Genomic DNA, 15,208 nt, shown 5'->3' with positions numbered 1-15,208 from the left:
GGCCCTTTAGTTGATGAACCGCAGGTCGGAGAACCAGCCGGCCGCGAGCGCCATGATGTAGAAGTCGGCCAGCGCCAGGGTGCCGAGGGTGATCCAGGCGAGCTGCATGTGCCGGACGTTCAACGCCGAGACGAACGTCCAGGCCTTGTACCGCACCGGGTGCTTGGAGAAGTGCTTGAGCCGGCCGCCGATGATGTGCCGGCAGGAGTGGCAGGAGATCGTGTACGCCCACAGCATCACCACGTTGAGCAGCAGGATGATGTTGCCCAGCCCGAAGCCGAAGCCCTTCGGCGAGTGGAAGGCGAGGATCGCGTCCCAGGTGTTGATCAGCGAGATGATCGCGGCGGCGTAGAAGAAGTAGCGGTGCAGGTTCTGCCCGAGCAGCGGGAAACGGGTCTCACCGCCGTACTCCTTGTGCCCGTCCGGGACCGCGCAGGCCGGCGGCGACAGCCAGAACGACCGGTAGTACGCCTTGCGGTAGTAGTAGCAGGTGAGCCGGAACAGCAGCAGGAACGGCAGGGTCAGCGCGGCGTCCGGGATGATCCACCAGCCGGGCAGGAACCGGCCGAAGTGCGAGGCTTCCTCGACACACCTGTCGGTCACGCACGGGGAGTAGAACGGGGTCAGGTAGTGGAACTGGTCCACCCAGTACCACTTGTGCATGAAGACCCGGACCGTCGCGTACGCCACCCAGGCGCTGAGCCCGATCACGGTGATCAGCGGGGCGAACCACCATCGGTCGGTACGCAACGTCTTCGCCGCGATGGCGGCGCGCGCCCGCGCCCCCCTCGGCCTCGTTGCCGTTGAAGTCATTCGAGTCGTCTCCTCGACGGGCCCGTACGGGCGGGCTGGTCTCTCTCCGGTCGGCACGCGGACCGGCGAACCCGCACCCGCTGCCACGTCATGCGCACACCAACGACCACGCCGGATCGACCGACGCAGCTAAGTGACACACGTTACGCCGATCTCTGCGAGCCGTCCGCGCAAGGGAGTGTCCCGTGTGTCTGGCCTGCGGAAATGCCCTCGACGCGCCGGTTTGTCGCGCGTCGTCGAGAACGTCAGCCGGAGGCGCCTCCGGTGAAGTGCCAGGACGCCAGCCGCAGCGAGGGCGCCGCCCACCAGGCACCGTCCACCCGCTCCGGTTGGCGCACCGCCCGCGCACCCAGCCCGAGCACCGCCCCCGGCCCGAGCGCCCGCGGGTACGACTCGGTGAACCGCAGGTCACGGACCGCCCGGACGACCGTGCCGTCCTCGATCAGCCAGACGCCGTTGCGGGTCAACCCGGTGACGACGAGGCTCTTCGGGTCGAGCACCCGCGTGTACCAGAGGTCGGTGACCAGCAGCCCTCGGCGTACGCCGGCCACCAACGCGGCGGTGTCCGCGTCGACGACCGCTCCGGCCGCCGCGCCGGTCGTGCTCCGGCCCACCGGACTGGCCGGGCCCGCCGCCGCGCCGGTCAGCCGCAGGTTGCGGGGCATCGGGCCCCAGGTGGCACCGCCGGCCACCGCGTGCCCGGTGGACTCCGCGCCCGCCTCGGCAGCGGTCCGGCGGTCGTGCGCCACCGCCCGGGTGGTGCCCGCCTCGACAAGCGTCAACGCCCGCCGACCGGTGCCCTCCGCGTCGAACGGCAACCCGGACCCGCCCAGCGGGTCGTCCACCAGGGTCACCGCCCGGTCGAACTGGGCCGCGCCCGGATCGGCGAACGACTGCCGCTCGGCGTACCGCTTGCCGTTGAAGCCGTAGAAGGACAGGTTCTGCAGGAGGTCCGCCACCGCGGCCGGCTCGAAGACCACCTCGTAGTGCCCCGGCGGCAGCTCGACCGGGTCTGCCGCCGCCTGCGCCTTCGCCGCCGCCTGCGCGCCCAACTCGGCGCCGTCGAGGTCGGCCAGCCGGTCGGCGCTGCGCCGGGCCACCCCGTCCGCGCCGTCGCGGCGGGCGATGCCGTCCATCGCCGCCTCCACCGAGCGGCCGTACGCCGAGTGCCCGGCCGAGTTGGCGAACGCTGACGAACGGTGCGCGGTGCGGCAGTAACCGGCGGTGCTGAGCCCTCCGGCGGCGGCCACGAACGCCCCCACCCGGTCGGCCCGCTGATCCGGTTCGGCGTGCGCGGTGGCCTCGTCGACGGGCGGGGCGTCCGGCATGGGCATGGGTGGGGCCAGCCCCGGCCAGCCCGGGTCGGGCGGGCAGAGCCGCGCCGCGGTCAGGGTGCGCTCCACCAGGGCGGTCAAACCGTCGGCGGTGACCACGCTGCCGCCACCGGCGGCCGTCCGACCGTCCACGTGCACCCGCAGTCGGACCCCGACCGTCGACTCGGAGACGTTCTGATGGATGCCCGAGTTGGCGAACCGGGTCAGCGCCAGGTCCGCACGCGTCACCACGGCCTCGGCCTGCGCGGCCGGCCCGCCAAGACGCCGAACCAGCTCCACAACCTGCCCCGCCAGCTCCAGTTCCGTCATGCTGAGCCACCTTTCGTTCGCGACTGCGGGGCTCGCAAACCCGGCTCACTCCTCGCGCTCACGCTGAGCCGCCTTTCGTTCGCGACTGCGGGGCTCGCAAACCCGGCTCACTCCTCGCGCTCACGCTGACACTCCCACGCGGACGTTGCGGAACCGGGCCGGCGCGGCCGGATGGCCGGTGTGCCCGATCTGGCCGGGCTGGCCCTTGCCGCAGTTCGGCGTCCCCCAGGAGACCGTCTCGCCGGAGAGCATGTCCATCGAGCGCCAGAACAGGGGGCCGATCCCGGTGTACGTGGGATTGCGCAGCATCCGCCCCCGCCGCCCCTTCTTGATCTCCCAGCCGACCTCGCAGCCGAACTGGAAGTTGAGCCGCTTGTCGTCGATCGACCAGGACCGGTTGAGGTCCATCAGCACGCCGTCGTCGGTGGCCGCGATGATCTCCTCCAGGGTGTGCGGGCCGGGTTCCAGGCCGACATTGGTCATCCGCACCATCGGCAGCCGGGCCCACCCGTCGGCCCGTACGCTGCCGCCGTGGTCGAGGCTGGCCATCGCGGCGGAATCCCGGCCGGCGAGCACACCCACCCAGCGACCGTCCCGGACCGCGTCCCGCTTGACCGCCGGGGAACCCTCGTCGTCGAAGCCGAAGCTGCCGAGCGCACCCGGGATCGTCGGGTCGATGGTGATGTTCATCAGCTCCGAGCCGTAGCGCAGCGAGCCGAGCTGGGCCAGGTCCAGCCAGGACGTGCCGGCGAACGCCGCCTCCCAGCCGAGGATCCGGTCCAACTCGATGGCGTGCCCGACCGACTCGTGGATCTGCAGGGCCAACTGCTCGCCGCCGAGGATCAGGTCCGTCTCGCCGGCCGGGCAGGGCGGGGCGGTGAGTAGCGCCCTGGACTCCTCGGCGATCTGCGCGGCGTGCGCGGCCAGATCGAGCGACTCGACCAGCTCCCACCCGGTGGTGCCGTACTGCCCCCGGTAGCTCGGCCAGGACCGGCGCTGCGTCTCGCCGTCACCGATCGAGGTGGCCGAGATGCCGCCGCCGCACTCGCGGATCCGCTGGTCGATCCGGTGGCCCTCGCTGGAGACGAACCACTTCGCGGTGTCCCAGATCTGGTACAGGCCCTCGGCCAGGTCCGCGCCGTGCTCGGCCATCGTGCGGGTCGCGTCGACCAGCAGATCGCCCTTGGCCGACAGGGGCACCCCGAGCGGGTCGATCTGGCAGCCGGAGGCCCAGCTCGCGGTGACCGCCTCGACCGGCACCAGGTCGACCGGAGGGCCCGGCACCCGCGCGCTCGCCATGGCGGTCCGCGTCGCACGCCGGCCGGCGTCCCGGGCGGCGGCGTCAGACAGATCGGGTACGGCGTGGAAGCCCCAACTCGCCCCGACCAACGCTCGGACCCCGAGCCCGATGCTCTCGTCCTGGGTCAGCTCCTCCACGTCACCGTTGCGCGCGGTCATCGACTCGTAGCGGCGGTGCATCACCCGGGCGTCGGCGTACCGGGCGCCCGCGTCGAGGGCTGCCTGAACGGCGGCGGTGGCCGCGTCGAACTCGGTCATGGACCGACCCTAGGCCAGCCGACCGACACCCGTCAGGCCAGCAGATCCTCCGGCCGGATGGTGGCCCGCACCGGCTCCGCCAACTCCAACACCTCGCCGGCCTGGGTCGTCGACCGCTCTACGTAGTCAGCGCCCGCTAGCTGGTAGAGGTTCACGGTCAGGCTCTTCTGCTCGACGAGCAGATACCACCCGATCCGGCCGCGGCGTACAGGTGCGGCTTCAGCACCCGGTTGATGGTGGCGGTGTGTGGTGCGCTGACCTCACCGACCAGCAGGACCGCGTCCGCCGGCACGCAGTCGACCGTGAGATCCAGCTCCGCCGTCACCACCAGGTCGGGGTTGAGGATCCGCGTGCGGTTCAGGCGCAGGTTGATCACCGGGAGCAGGGTGCGGTCCGCTGCTGCGCAGCCGGGTTCCAACGCGGCCGCCAGGCCACCGACGATCGCCTGGTGCCGGACCGACGGCGGTGGTCCGATGAGCAGGCTGCCGTCGAGGAGTTCTATCCGCTGGGCGGTCTCACCGAGGGCGAGGTACTCCGATTCGGTCCATGGCAGCGCGCGGCCAAGAATGCCGACGGGAATCACTGGCCCAGTGCAGCTCATTCCGGATCGCCGAGGTCGCACCCGACGTGCGAGCACGAGATGAAATATCCGCTCAGATGGTTGATCGCCAAGGTTGAGCTAACAAGATCGCGCTCGATCGTAGATGTAGTGGTTCCCGGAGCTGCGTGGCCGCACATCCTGGTTCGACCACGACCTTGACGCCGCCGACGTCGCCCGCTCCGCCCAGCCGCGTCGCTCCGCGAGCCGCAAGATCGTGCAACATCCTGGTTGTAGTGGTATCGGCGCGTCGACGATGCCACTACATCCTGGTTCGAGCGTGACCTTGGCGGCGGTGGACGCACCGGACCCCGCTCCTGCTCTCGGGGGCGGTGTCTGTCATCAAGATCCGCGCAGTACCAGGGATGTTGCTGTCTCCGGTGCGTCGGAGGCCGCAACTTCGGGGAAGTTGCGGAGATCTTGGCGCGGGGGCGCGGGGCGCGGGATGAACGGGCGTGGATGGCGAGGTGACGGGGGTGCGGGGCCGATGCCGACTCGTTACGCTCGGGCCCGCTGACACGTGCCGACTTTGTAGCTTATTTTCACCCTCGGGACTTTCCTGTAAGTTCCCTTCGTCACTGAGGGAGGTGGCCGTGGACAGCTCGGAACCCTCGCCGTCCGGCGAGCCGGACGACCGCCCCGCCGTGCCGGCGCAGCGCTCCGACCAGGACGCCTACCTGCGGGTGGATGACCTTCGGGTTCGCTTCGACACCGAGGACGGCGTGGTGCGCGCGGTCGACGGGGTGTCGTTCGCCGTCGAGCGGGGCCGCACCCTCGGCATCGTCGGTGAGTCGGGCTCCGGCAAGAGTGTCACCTCGCTGGCCATCCTCGGCCTGCATGACCCGAAACGGACCACCATCACGGGGGAGATCTCCGTCGGCGGCCGGCAGGTGGTCGGCCTCGGCGACGAGGAGGTGCGCCGGCTGCGCGGCCGGGACATGGCGATGATCTTCCAGGATCCACTGTCGGCACTGCACCCGTACTACACGGTGGGCCGGCAGATCGCCGAGGCGTACCGGGTGCACCACCCGAAGGCCAACCGGCGGGAGGCCCGCCAGCGGGCGGTCGACATGTTGGACCGGGTCGGCATCCCGCAGCCGGCGCGCCGCTTCGACCAGTACCCGCACGAGTTCTCCGGCGGGATGCGTCAGCGGGCGATGATCGCGATGTCCCTGGTCAACGACCCGGCGCTGCTGATCGCCGACGAGCCGACCACCGCGCTGGACGTGACCGTGCAGGCGCAGATCCTGGACCTGCTCGCCGACCTCCAGGCCGAGTTCCACTCCGCGATCATCCTGATCACCCACGACCTCGGCGTGGTCGGCCAGGTCGCCGACGACGTGCTGGTCATGTACGGCGGGCGTGCCGTCGAGCGGGGCAGCGTCGAGCAGGTGCTCCGGGCGCCGCAGCATCCGTACACCTGGGGGTTGCTCTCCAGCGTGCCGTCGCTGCACGGCGACGCGGACGCGGACCTGGTGCCCATTCCCGGCAACCCGCCCAGCCTGATCAACCTTCCGTCGGGCTGCGCGTTCCACCCGCGCTGCCGGTACGCGGACCGCGCCGGCAGCCGGTCCCGCACTGAGGTGCCCGAACTGCGCCCAGCCGGCGGGACCGGCCCAGCCGACCCAGCCGGGGCCGACGGCCACCTGGTCGCCTGCCACCTCGGCGCCGAGGAGCGCGCCACGTTCTACGCCGAGGACATCGCATCCGTGGGGGTGGCCCGATGACCGACGAACCACTGCTGCGGGTACGCGGCCTGAGCAAGCACTTCCCGGTACGCCAGGGGCTGCGCGCCACCGGTCTGGTGCGGGCGGTGGACGGGCTCGACTTCGACGTGCGCCCGGGCGAGACGCTCGGCCTGGTGGGGGAGTCGGGCTGCGGCAAGACCACCACCGGCCGGATGCTGGTGCGGTTGCTGGAGCCGACGAGCGGCAGCATCGAGTTCGACGGGCGGGACATCACGCACGCCGGTCGCCGCGAGTTGCGCCCGCTGCGGCAGGAACTCCAGATCATCTTCCAGGACCCGTACGCCTCGCTGAACCCTCGGCACACCGTGGGCCGGATCGTGGCGATGCCCCTGCAGGTCAACGGCATCAAGCCGCCGGGCGGGATCAAGGCCCGGGTGCAGGAGTTGCTGGAGCTGGTCGGGCTGAACCCGGAGCACTACAACCGCTATCCGCACGAGTTCTCCGGCGGTCAACGCCAGCGCATCGGCATCGCCCGCGCGTTGGCCCTGCGGCCGAAGCTGATCGTCGCGGACGAGCCGGTGAGCGCGCTGGACGTCTCGATCCAGGCGCAGGTCGTCAACCTGCTGCGCGACCTGCAACGCGAGCTCGGCCTGGCCTTCGTGTTCATCGCGCACGACCTGGCCGTGGTCCGGCACTTCTGCCAGCGGGTCGCGGTGATGTACCTCGGTCGGATCGTGGAGATCGGCGACCGGGCGGACATCTACGAGCGCCCGCAGCACCCGTACACCCGGGCGTTGCTCTCGGCGATCCCGGACGTCACGCAGCTCGGCCCGGCGGGTCGGATCCGGCTGACCGGTGACGTGCCCACCCCGCTGGACCCGCCGTCGGGCTGCCGGTTCCGTACCCGGTGCTGGAAGGCGCAGGGCATCTGCGCCGCCGAGGAACCGGCGCTGGTCCCGCGCGACGGCGGCCGGCAGGCCACCGCGTGTCACTTCCCGGAAGGGGAAGCGGCCAGCACGAGCCCGGAAGGGGAAACGGCCAGCACGAGCCCCGCGGTGGTGGCCCCGATCATCGAGGAGGTGTCGTCGTGAGTCTCTCCCCGGTGGAGGGTGTGGCGCTGGCCGAGATCGAGTCCGGCACCGACCCGGGCGGGCCCGCCGTGAAGGGCGTCGTCGGACGTTCGCCCGGTCAGCTCGCCTGGCTGCGGCTGCGCCGTGACCGGACGGCGGTGGTCAGCGGCGTACTCCTGGTGTTCTTCCTGTTGTTGGGGTTGGCCGCCCCGCTGATCGAGATGGTCTACGGGATCGGCCCGCGGGAGCAGTTCCAGAACATGCTGGACGGCTTCGGCATGCCCCTGGGTTACGCCGGCGGTGTCAGCGGCGAGCACTGGTTCGGTCTGGAGCCGGGGTTGGGCCGGGACATCTTCATCCGGCTGATCTACGGGCTGCGGACCTCGCTGTTCATCGCGTTCGCGGCGGCCCTGATCACCGCGACGATCGGGATCGTGTTGGGCGCGCTCGCCGGCTACCTCGGCGGCTGGCTCGACGCGGTGATCAACTGGATCACCGACCTGACCCTGGCCATGCCCTTTTTGATCATCGCGCTGGCGCTCACGCCCACCATCACGCTGCGCTTCTACGGTGAGCGGGGGCAGGTGTCGTCCGCCTTCGGGGTGGGGGTGCTGATCGCCGTCTTCGCCATCTTCGGCTGGACCAGTACGGCCCGGCTGGTTCGCGGACAGGTCATCGCGTTGCGCGAGCGGGAGTTCGTGGAGGCGGCCCGGGCCAGCGGCGCCGGGCTGGGGCACATGCTCTTCCGGCAGTTGCTGCCGAACATCTGGGCGCCGATCCTGGTGTCGTTCTCCCTGGCGGTGCCGCAGTTCATCACCAGCGAGGCGGCGCTGTCGTTCATCGGCGTCGGCCTCAGCGACGAAACGCCCAGCTTCGGCCGAATGATCTACCGCAGTCTGGACTTCCTCCAGACCGACCCGGCGTACGTGTTCTTCCCGGGCATCATGATCTTCGCGCTGGTGTTCGCCTTCAACCTCTTCGGCGACGCGTTGCGGGACGCGCTCGACCCGAAGTCGTCCCGGTAGGGGTCAAAATCATGGCGCGATTTCTGCTCAAGCGACTCTTCTCCGCCACGCTGACCCTCTTCGCGGTGAGCGTGTTGACGTTCCTGATGTTCTTCGCACTGCCGCGTGACCCGGTCAGCAGCATCTGCTCGAAGAACTGCAACCCGGAACGGCTGGAGCGGGTCCGCGACGACCTGGGCCTCAACGACCCGCTGGTCAGCCAGTACGCCGGTTACATGAAGGGCATCGTGACCGGTCGGGACCTGGGCAGCGCCCAGGGTGGCCGGTGCGACGCGCCCTGCCTGGGCTGGTCGTACGTCACCAACGAGGCGGTCTCGGACACCATCGCCCGGGTGCTGCCGGTGACGCTGAGCATCGTGATCCCGGCGGCCATCCTCTGGTTGCTGCTCGGCGTCGGGCTCGGCATGGTGTCCGCCCTGCGTCGGGGCACCTGGCTGGACCGGCTGGCGATCGGCTTCTCGCTGACCGGCGCCTCGTTGCAGCTGTACTTCGTGGGTGCGGTGCTGCTGCTGGTGTTCGTCTACAACCTGCGGCTGCTGCCGGTGCCGAGCTACACCTCCCTCTTCGACAACCCGGCGAAGTGGGCCAGCGGGTTGGTGCTGGCCTGGGTGGCGCTGGCCTTCCTCTTCTCGGCCATCTACGCCCGGTTGTCGCGGGCGCAGATGTTGGAGACGCTGTCGGAGGACTTCGTCCGGACCGCGCGGGCCAAGGGCCTGGCCAAACCCAAGGTGTACGGGCGACACGCGCTGCGCGCGGCGATCACCCCGGTGGTGACGATCGCCGGGCTGGACGTGGGAGGTGCGCTGGGCGGGACGGTGATCACCGAGACGACGTTCGGCATCCAGGGGCTGGGGCGTACGGCGGTGGACGCGGTGCGCTCGGGTGATCTGCCCACCATCATGGCTACCGTGCTGATCGCCGCGGTCTTCGTGGTGCTGGCGAACGTGCTGGTGGACCTGCTCTACGCGGCCATCGACCCCCGGGTGCGGCTGCGCTGACCCGGTAGCTGACCAGCGGGTGACCGGGGCTGGGCTGGTGGCGAAAGTTATCGACAACTGTTACACAACTCGTAGGTTTTCTTCCTTACGATCCTCGGGACGTCGGCGGTTCTCGCCCCGACGAAACCGCACGGCACATGGGTGAAGGAGGTACTTCATGCGACCACGCGTGGCGGTTGCCGCAGGCGGCGCGATCGCTCTGGTTGTGGCATTGGGTGCGTGCTCGAAGAACACGGGCGAGGGCACCACGGTGGACACCGACCGGAAGCAGACCGGGGTCATCGCGACCGACCCCAAGGACTCGCAGGGGCCAGCGGCCGAGGTGAGCGGTGCTGCGAAGGGCGGCGTCTTCAGCGTCATCCGGGAGTCGCCGATCTCCCACCTGGACCCGCAGCGGACGTACTCGTTCGCCGGTCTGATGGCCAACCCCCTGTGGTCGCGCTACCTGACCACCTGGAAGGACGACGGCAAGGGCGGCCTGGTCCTGGTCGGCGACCTGGCCGAGACGCCGGGCAAGAACGTCAACAACGACTGCAAGGTCTGGGAATTCACGATCAAGGACGGGGTGAAGTTCGAGGACGGCCGGCCGATCACCTCCAAGGAGATCGCGTACGGCATCGCCCGGTCCTTCGACCCGGACCTGTCCGGCGGCCCGACCTACATCCAGGAGTGGCTGGCCGACACCGCGCAGTTCGACACCAAGTGGGACTTCAAGAAGAACAAGACGTCGCTGCCGCCGGGCCTCTCCACCCCGGACGCCAAGACGCTGCGCTTCGAGTTCGCCAAGCCGCGCTGTGACCTGCCGTTCGCGGTCTCACTGCCGACCACCGCGCCGCTGCCCGCCGACAAGGACACCGGCGTCGACCTGGACAAGCAGCCGTTCTCGTCCGGCCCGTACAAGGTCGCCAAGAACCAGGTCGGGGTGCAGCTCACCCTGGACCGAAACCCCAACTGGGACCCGAAGACCGACCCGGTCCGGCACCAGTACCCGGACCAGTTCGTCTGGAGCTTCGGCCCGACCGCGGACGCCGCCAACAACCGGGTGATCGCCGACAACGGCGCCGACCAGAGCGCGCTCGCCTTCAACACCGTGCCCGCGTCACTGGTCGCCAAGGTGGCCGGGGACGCCACGCTCAAGTCGCGCAGCATCCTCTCCCCGACCCCGAGCGCCAACCAGCTGGTCATCAACAACCAGCGGGTCACCGACCTGAAGGTCCGCCAGGCGTTGAACTACGCCATCGACCGCGAGGGTCTGATCAAGGCGATGGGCGGGCAGACCGTCGCCGCGCCGCTGACCACGCTGATGCCGTCGGCCACCATCGGCTACAAGGCGTACGACGCGTACCCGGCGGGTGCCAACGGCAACGTCGACAAGGCCAAGGAACTGCTCGGCGGGAAGACGCCGGAGCTGGTCCTCGGTGTCGCCGACAACTCCACCGAGCAGCAGCAGGGCGCCCAGCTCAAGGCCAACCTGGAACGGGCCGGCTTCAAGATCACGCTGCGGAACATCTCCGACGACGCGAAGCTCGACGAGATCAAGAAGAAGGACAACCCCTGGGACCTGTACATCGGTAACTGGGCGGCGGACTGGCCGAGCGGGGCCTCGATCCTGCCGGTGCTCTACGACGGCCGCTCGATCAAGGCCGAGGGCAACAGCAACCAGGCCTACTTCAACGACCCGGCGATCAACGCCGAGATGGACCGCATCCAGGCCATGCCCGCAGCCGACCAGGGCCCGGAGTGGGCCAAGCTCGACGAGCGGATCATGAAGGAGCACGCGCCGGTGGTGCCGCTCTTCGTCGACGTGGCCTACAACGTGCACGGGTCCAAGGCCGGCGGGATCTTCATCTCCAGCGTCTTCGGCTACCCGTCGTTCGTGAACGCGCACGTCAAGCCGTAAGTCACACCGCAGACCAGCAGGGTCCCCTTCCGACAGCGCCGTCGGGAGGGGACCCTGCTGTCATGGACTGGTATCCGCCCATCGAGCCGTACGACTCCGGGATGATCAGCGTCGGCCACGGTAATGAGCTCTACTGGGAACTGTGCGGAAATCCCGGCGGCAAACCCGCGGTGTTTCTGCACGGCGGCCCCGGCGGTGGCCTGCTCCCGGACAATCGGCGGTACTTCGACCCGTCCGGCTACCGGGTCGTGCTGTTCGACCAGCGAAACTGCGGTCGCAGCCGGCCCTTCGCGGGCGACCCGAAGACGTCACTGGAACACAACACCACCCCGAACCTGGTGGCGGACATCGAGCGGCTACGCGAGCACCTGGGGATCGAGCGCTGGCTCGTCTTCGGCGGCAGTTGGGGCAGCACCCTCGGCCTGGCCTACGCGCAGGCCCATCCCGAGCGGGTCACCGAACTCGTGCTCCGTGGCGTGTGGCTGGTTCGCAGGTCAGACGAGGCATGGGCGTTCACCCCGGCGGGCGCGGCGCATCTGTTTCCCGCCGAGTGGGAGGCGTTTCGTGCTGCGATCCCCGTGAAGGAGCAGGACGACCTTGTCGGGGCCTACGGCCGCCGCATTTCCGACCCCGACCCCGCGGTCCACGGCCCGGCGGCCCGCGCCTGGATGAGCTGGGAGCTCTCGGCCAACACCCTGCTGCCGATGACGCCGCCCGGCATCGACGACACCAGCCTGTTGGCGTTCGCCCGCATCACACACCACTACATCAGCAATGGCGGCTTCCTCCCGCCGGAAGGTCTCCTGGCGGGAGTCGACCGCGTTCGACACATCCCGACGGTCATCGTGAACGGCCGCTACGACATCAAGACGCCGCCGAACCAAGCCTGGGACCTGCATCGGGTCTGGCCTGAGGCGAAGTTCCACATCGTGGAGGGCGCGGGCCACAGCGGCTCCGAACCTGGCACCCGCAGCCTGCTCATCGAAGCCACCACCCAGTTCCTTTCGCCAGGATGATCTTGAGGCGGCGTAACAGCCTCTGAGGGCGAATCGGTCCTACGCCATCCGCGTGGCTGCGAATTGGTCGGCGAAGCGTGCTATTCGGGCGAGGTGTTGTACTGGTCGAGCGTCGCCTTGGACGTGGAAGCATCCCGAAAGGTCAGCTCCCACGGCCCGGTGTTGACGTCCATGTCCTTGCCGAACCCGACCCATTTCCCGGCCATCCGTCGGCCGGTCGGCTCCACCAGTAGCTGGATTGCGCCGTGGTACCGGGCACCTCGGTAGTAGCCGGCGGGGTCGGTCTGTTCCACCCAGGTGCCGGTGACCACGGCACCGTCGAGAGTGAGATCCATTGACAGCGACGACGCCGCCGAGCCGGGAAGGCTTCGCACGGTCAGTCGGTCCCCGTGCTGGAGTACGACGACGAAGTGCTGACCGGCGAATGAATTTCCCCGGCCACTGGAGTGGTACTGGTAGCGGCTGAGCCAGACGCCCTCGTACGACCCATGAACCGCGAGTGGCTTGGGCGTTGGTGTTGCCAGGCTGGACATGGGTGAGGCCAGGTCGTGCCCGCCGTGCTGGTCATCGGCGACCTGGCCATTGGGTATCGCGGCGAAGCCGAGCAGTGAGACCGGCAGGCCGGTGACGACCTCCAGGGCGCGGGCGTACACGGGCCGTGGTGCGGCGATCGCGCCGGACTCCCAGCGTTGGACGAGTCTCTTGTTGGCGTCGTTGGGCTCGCCGACGCGGCGGCCGGCGGCCTGAAGCGCGCGGGCGAAGTCATCCTGGCTCATGCGCATCCCGGTGCGTACCGCGCGCAGGGCGGTGTTCGGGGCATTCATGTTCGCCACAATAGCGGTGTGTCGCCCTAATGTCGTCCAGAGAGTGCCCGGGATGTCGCGCTCTGTGCCGTCGCGCCTAGCGACGGCTCGGCGTCATTGTGGATGGCACGCGACGGCTGAGCCTGCCGATGCGCCCAGCAGCGGAGGTGATGATGCCCAGTTCCGACGACGAGCCGGTCAGCACGGGTGAGCAGATCGACGCCGCGGAACGGGAAGAGGCCAAACGCCGTTTGCTCGCGCAGGCCGAGGCGGAGCGGATACCGGTTCAGGAGACGACTCGGGCGCTGCCGGATCGGCGGTGGCGTGGTGAGCGGTGATCCGCTGCCGATCGGTCGACGAGTCGCCTACCTGCGGGTGCGGCGGAGGTTGTCGCAGCAGTCGTTCGCGGATCGTTTGGGCAAGTCGAAGAGCTGGGTGGACAAGGTCGAGCGTGGGGTCCGTTCCTTGGAGCGGGTGTCGACCATCCGGGAGATCGCGGCGGTGCTGAGGGTCGATCCCGCAGTCCTGCTCGGTGGTGATGTCCAACCCGCCGGGTCGGCTGAGCGTCGCGAGGGCGTGGCGCGGATTCGGGCCGCGCTGTCGGCGTACCCAATGGCTTTTTGTCGCCCGACGGACCAGGAGGTGATGTCGCCCGATGGGTTGGTTCGCGAGGTGCGGCACGCGTGGATGACCTTCCAGCACGCCCGGTACCCGCGTCTGGTCGAGCTGTTGCCCGCGTTGGTGACCGAGGTCCACCGCGCCTACGCGCAGGATCCGGAGGCCGGGCGGGCGGCGGTGGTGGAGGGGTATCGGGTGACTGCGGCACTGCTGGTCAAGCTGGACGAGGGGATCCTCGCCTGGTTGGCCGCCGATCGGGCGATGTCGGCCGCCGCCGATGACCGGATGTTGCTGGCCTGCGCGGCGGTGCAGTTGGGTCAGGTACTGCGGGCATCGGCTCGGGCAGGGCCGGTGATGCTCGCCGCTGCTTCCCAAATCGCCGCTGGCACGCCGGAAGGGTTGTCGCTGCGTGGATCGCTGCTGGTGCAGGCCGCCCAGATCGCGGCCAGGGCGGGTGACGACCGGGTGGTCGGTGAGCTACTGGACGAGGCCGCCGGGCTGGCCGTCCAGGTGGGCGACGGCCACGACCATTACCGGACGGCGTTCGGGCCGACCGCCGTCGAGTTGGCACGGGTCGCCGCCGCCGTGGAGTTGGGCGACGGGCCACAGGCGGTCGCCCGGCACGAAAAGGCGATCGGGCGGGACGGGTGGCGGTGGCTGCCGGTCGAGCACCGCGCCGCGCACCTGATCGACGCGGCACGCGCCTATCTCCAGACGGACGACACCGCCAACGCGGCCCGGGTCCTGTTGCGGGCCGAACGCGTAGCACCCGCCGAGATCCGCTTCCGGCCGGCCGGCCGGGACGTGGTCGCCCAGGTCGCCCGCGACCCGGGCGCCCCACCGACGATCACCCAGCTCGCCATCGGCCTCGGGGTGCTGTGAGCATGGCGGTCCACCCCAGATGGCGCCCAAGGTCACGAGTTCCATGTACCGGTCGAACCGTCCGTCCGGCTCCGTGCGTTCCCACTGCGCGCCTTTCAGCATGTGGTCGGCCGTCTGGATCCGGAACTCGGGCGTGTCCGGATTGGAGAGGACTGCCGGACGACTCAACGACGAGTGCGGCCGGGCGGAGGCGTCAGGGGTACGCCAGGCGCATCTGTTCCTGCGCCTCGAAAAGCTCGTCGCCGTAGCGGGTGATCCATTCGGCGAGTGCCCGCATAGGGCCGTCGGCGAAGGTCCGACCGAGGGGTGTCAACGCGTAGTCGACTCTGGGAGGCGACTCGGCGTACGACCTCCGTTCGATCAGGCCGTTGGTGACGAGCCGGTGGAGTGCTTCGGTGAGAGCCTTGTCGCTGATGCCGCCGATCTTCGCCCGGAGAGCGCGGCGACGTTGCGGGCCGGCGGCGAGAGCGGCCAGGATCACCGGATCCCACACATGCGTGAACAGGTCAGTTCCCATTCGCAGCCGGCAGTCCGCCACGAAATCCACGCAGTCGCCGTCCGTGTGAGGAGACATGCGGTCATCGTGTCACGGCCGAT

General features: G+C 69.7%; 15 protein-coding genes and 1 pseudogene. 8 read left to right on the top strand and 8 right to left on the bottom strand.

Features of this window, described 5'->3' with window-relative positions:
- Positions 1-6: 6 nt before the first annotated feature.
- The 5 genes from ACFYL6_RS08220 to ACFYL6_RS08200 all read right to left on the bottom strand — a co-directional run bounded on the left by ACFYL6_RS08220 (position 7) and on the right by ACFYL6_RS08200 (position 4,596).
- Positions 7-813, bottom strand: a complete 807-nt coding sequence (locus ACFYL6_RS08220; RefSeq protein WP_112583731.1) for a hypothetical protein — start codon at positions 811-813, stop codon at positions 7-9.
- A 245-nt stretch (positions 814-1,058) separates the two neighbouring features.
- The gene (locus tag ACFYL6_RS08215; RefSeq protein WP_387169121.1) at positions 1,059-2,456 is read right to left on the bottom strand and encodes a TldD/PmbA family protein; all 1,398 of its coding nucleotides are present in this window, start codon (positions 2,454-2,456) and stop codon (positions 1,059-1,061) included.
- A 120-nt stretch (positions 2,457-2,576) separates the two neighbouring features.
- A complete protein-coding gene (locus tag ACFYL6_RS08210) occupies positions 2,577-4,013 on the bottom strand; it encodes a TldD/PmbA family protein (RefSeq protein WP_387169118.1) in 1,437 nt (478 codons plus the stop codon).
- 32 nt (positions 4,014-4,045) lie between these two features.
- Entirely contained in the window at positions 4,046-4,168 is a 123-nt protein-coding gene (locus tag ACFYL6_RS08205; protein WP_387169115.1) for a hypothetical protein, read from the bottom strand.
- 2 nt (positions 4,169-4,170) lie between these two features.
- A complete protein-coding gene (locus ACFYL6_RS08200; RefSeq protein ID WP_387169112.1) occupies positions 4,171-4,596 on the bottom strand; it encodes a Uma2 family endonuclease in 426 nt (141 codons plus the stop codon).
- 659 nt (positions 4,597-5,255) lie between these two features.
- On the opposite strand from ACFYL6_RS08200, the gene ACFYL6_RS08195 reads away from it, so the two are divergent.
- The 6 genes from ACFYL6_RS08195 (at position 5,256) to pip (ending at position 12,308) form a co-directional block, all read left to right on the top strand.
- Positions 5,256-6,338: an ABC transporter ATP-binding protein gene (locus ACFYL6_RS08195; protein WP_387169528.1), complete on the top strand. Its 1,083-nt coding sequence runs from the start codon at positions 5,256-5,258 to the stop codon at positions 6,336-6,338.
- Entirely contained in the window at positions 6,335-7,390 is a 1,056-nt protein-coding gene (locus ACFYL6_RS08190) for an ABC transporter ATP-binding protein (protein WP_387169110.1), read from the top strand. The genes ACFYL6_RS08195 and ACFYL6_RS08190 overlap by 4 nt, the downstream gene beginning before the upstream one ends.
- A complete protein-coding gene (locus ACFYL6_RS08185; RefSeq protein WP_387169107.1) occupies positions 7,387-8,394 on the top strand; it encodes an ABC transporter permease in 1,008 nt (335 codons plus the stop codon). The genes ACFYL6_RS08190 and ACFYL6_RS08185 overlap by 4 nt, the downstream gene beginning before the upstream one ends.
- Positions 8,395-8,405: 11 nt before the next feature.
- Positions 8,406-9,392: an ABC transporter permease gene (locus ACFYL6_RS08180; protein WP_088950090.1), complete on the top strand. Its 987-nt coding sequence runs from the start codon at positions 8,406-8,408 to the stop codon at positions 9,390-9,392.
- Between the two features lie 157 nt (positions 9,393-9,549).
- Positions 9,550-11,292, top strand: coding sequence for an ABC transporter substrate-binding protein (locus tag ACFYL6_RS08175; RefSeq protein ID WP_387169104.1), 1,743 nt, complete (start codon positions 9,550-9,552; stop codon positions 11,290-11,292).
- A 62-nt stretch (positions 11,293-11,354) separates the two neighbouring features.
- Positions 11,355-12,308, top strand: coding sequence for a prolyl aminopeptidase (pip, locus tag ACFYL6_RS08170; RefSeq protein WP_387169101.1), 954 nt, complete (start codon positions 11,355-11,357; stop codon positions 12,306-12,308).
- Positions 12,309-12,388: 80 nt separating this feature from the next.
- Here the strand turns inward: pip and ACFYL6_RS08165 are convergent, their stop codons facing one another.
- Entirely contained in the window at positions 12,389-13,132 is a 744-nt protein-coding gene (locus ACFYL6_RS08165) for a helix-turn-helix domain-containing protein (protein ID WP_387169097.1), read from the bottom strand.
- A 152-nt stretch (positions 13,133-13,284) separates the two neighbouring features.
- Between ACFYL6_RS08165 and ACFYL6_RS08160 the strand changes: the two genes are divergently transcribed.
- Both ACFYL6_RS08160 and ACFYL6_RS08155 read left to right on the top strand, forming a co-directional pair.
- Positions 13,285-13,449 carry a hypothetical protein gene (locus tag ACFYL6_RS08160; RefSeq protein ID WP_387169094.1) on the top strand — a complete coding sequence of 55 codons (165 nt, stop codon included), beginning with the start codon at positions 13,285-13,287 and terminating at the stop codon, positions 13,447-13,449.
- Complete coding sequence (locus ACFYL6_RS08155; RefSeq protein ID WP_387169091.1) at positions 13,439-14,611, top strand: helix-turn-helix domain-containing protein; 1,173 nt, start codon at positions 13,439-13,441, stop codon at positions 14,609-14,611. Before ACFYL6_RS08160 ends, ACFYL6_RS08155 begins: the two co-directional genes overlap by 11 nt.
- 30 nt (positions 14,612-14,641) lie before the next feature.
- Here the strand turns inward: ACFYL6_RS08155 and ACFYL6_RS08150 are convergent.
- Positions 14,642-14,752, bottom strand: a pseudogene (locus ACFYL6_RS08150) (MerR family transcriptional regulator); the annotation flags it as partial.
- Between the two features lie 52 nt (positions 14,753-14,804).
- On the bottom strand, positions 14,805-15,185 hold the full coding sequence (locus ACFYL6_RS08145) for a winged helix-turn-helix transcriptional regulator (RefSeq protein WP_387169088.1): 381 nt from the start codon (positions 15,183-15,185) through the stop codon (positions 14,805-14,807).
- Positions 15,186-15,208 lie beyond the last annotated feature (23 nt).

Source organism: Micromonospora sp. NPDC007208, from assembly GCF_042869175.1.
Lineage (GTDB): Bacteria > Actinomycetota > Actinomycetes > Mycobacteriales > Micromonosporaceae > Micromonospora > Micromonospora foliorum.
The sequence above is the reverse complement of the archived record's forward strand: the minus strand, read 5'-3'. Positions and strand labels throughout refer to the sequence as shown.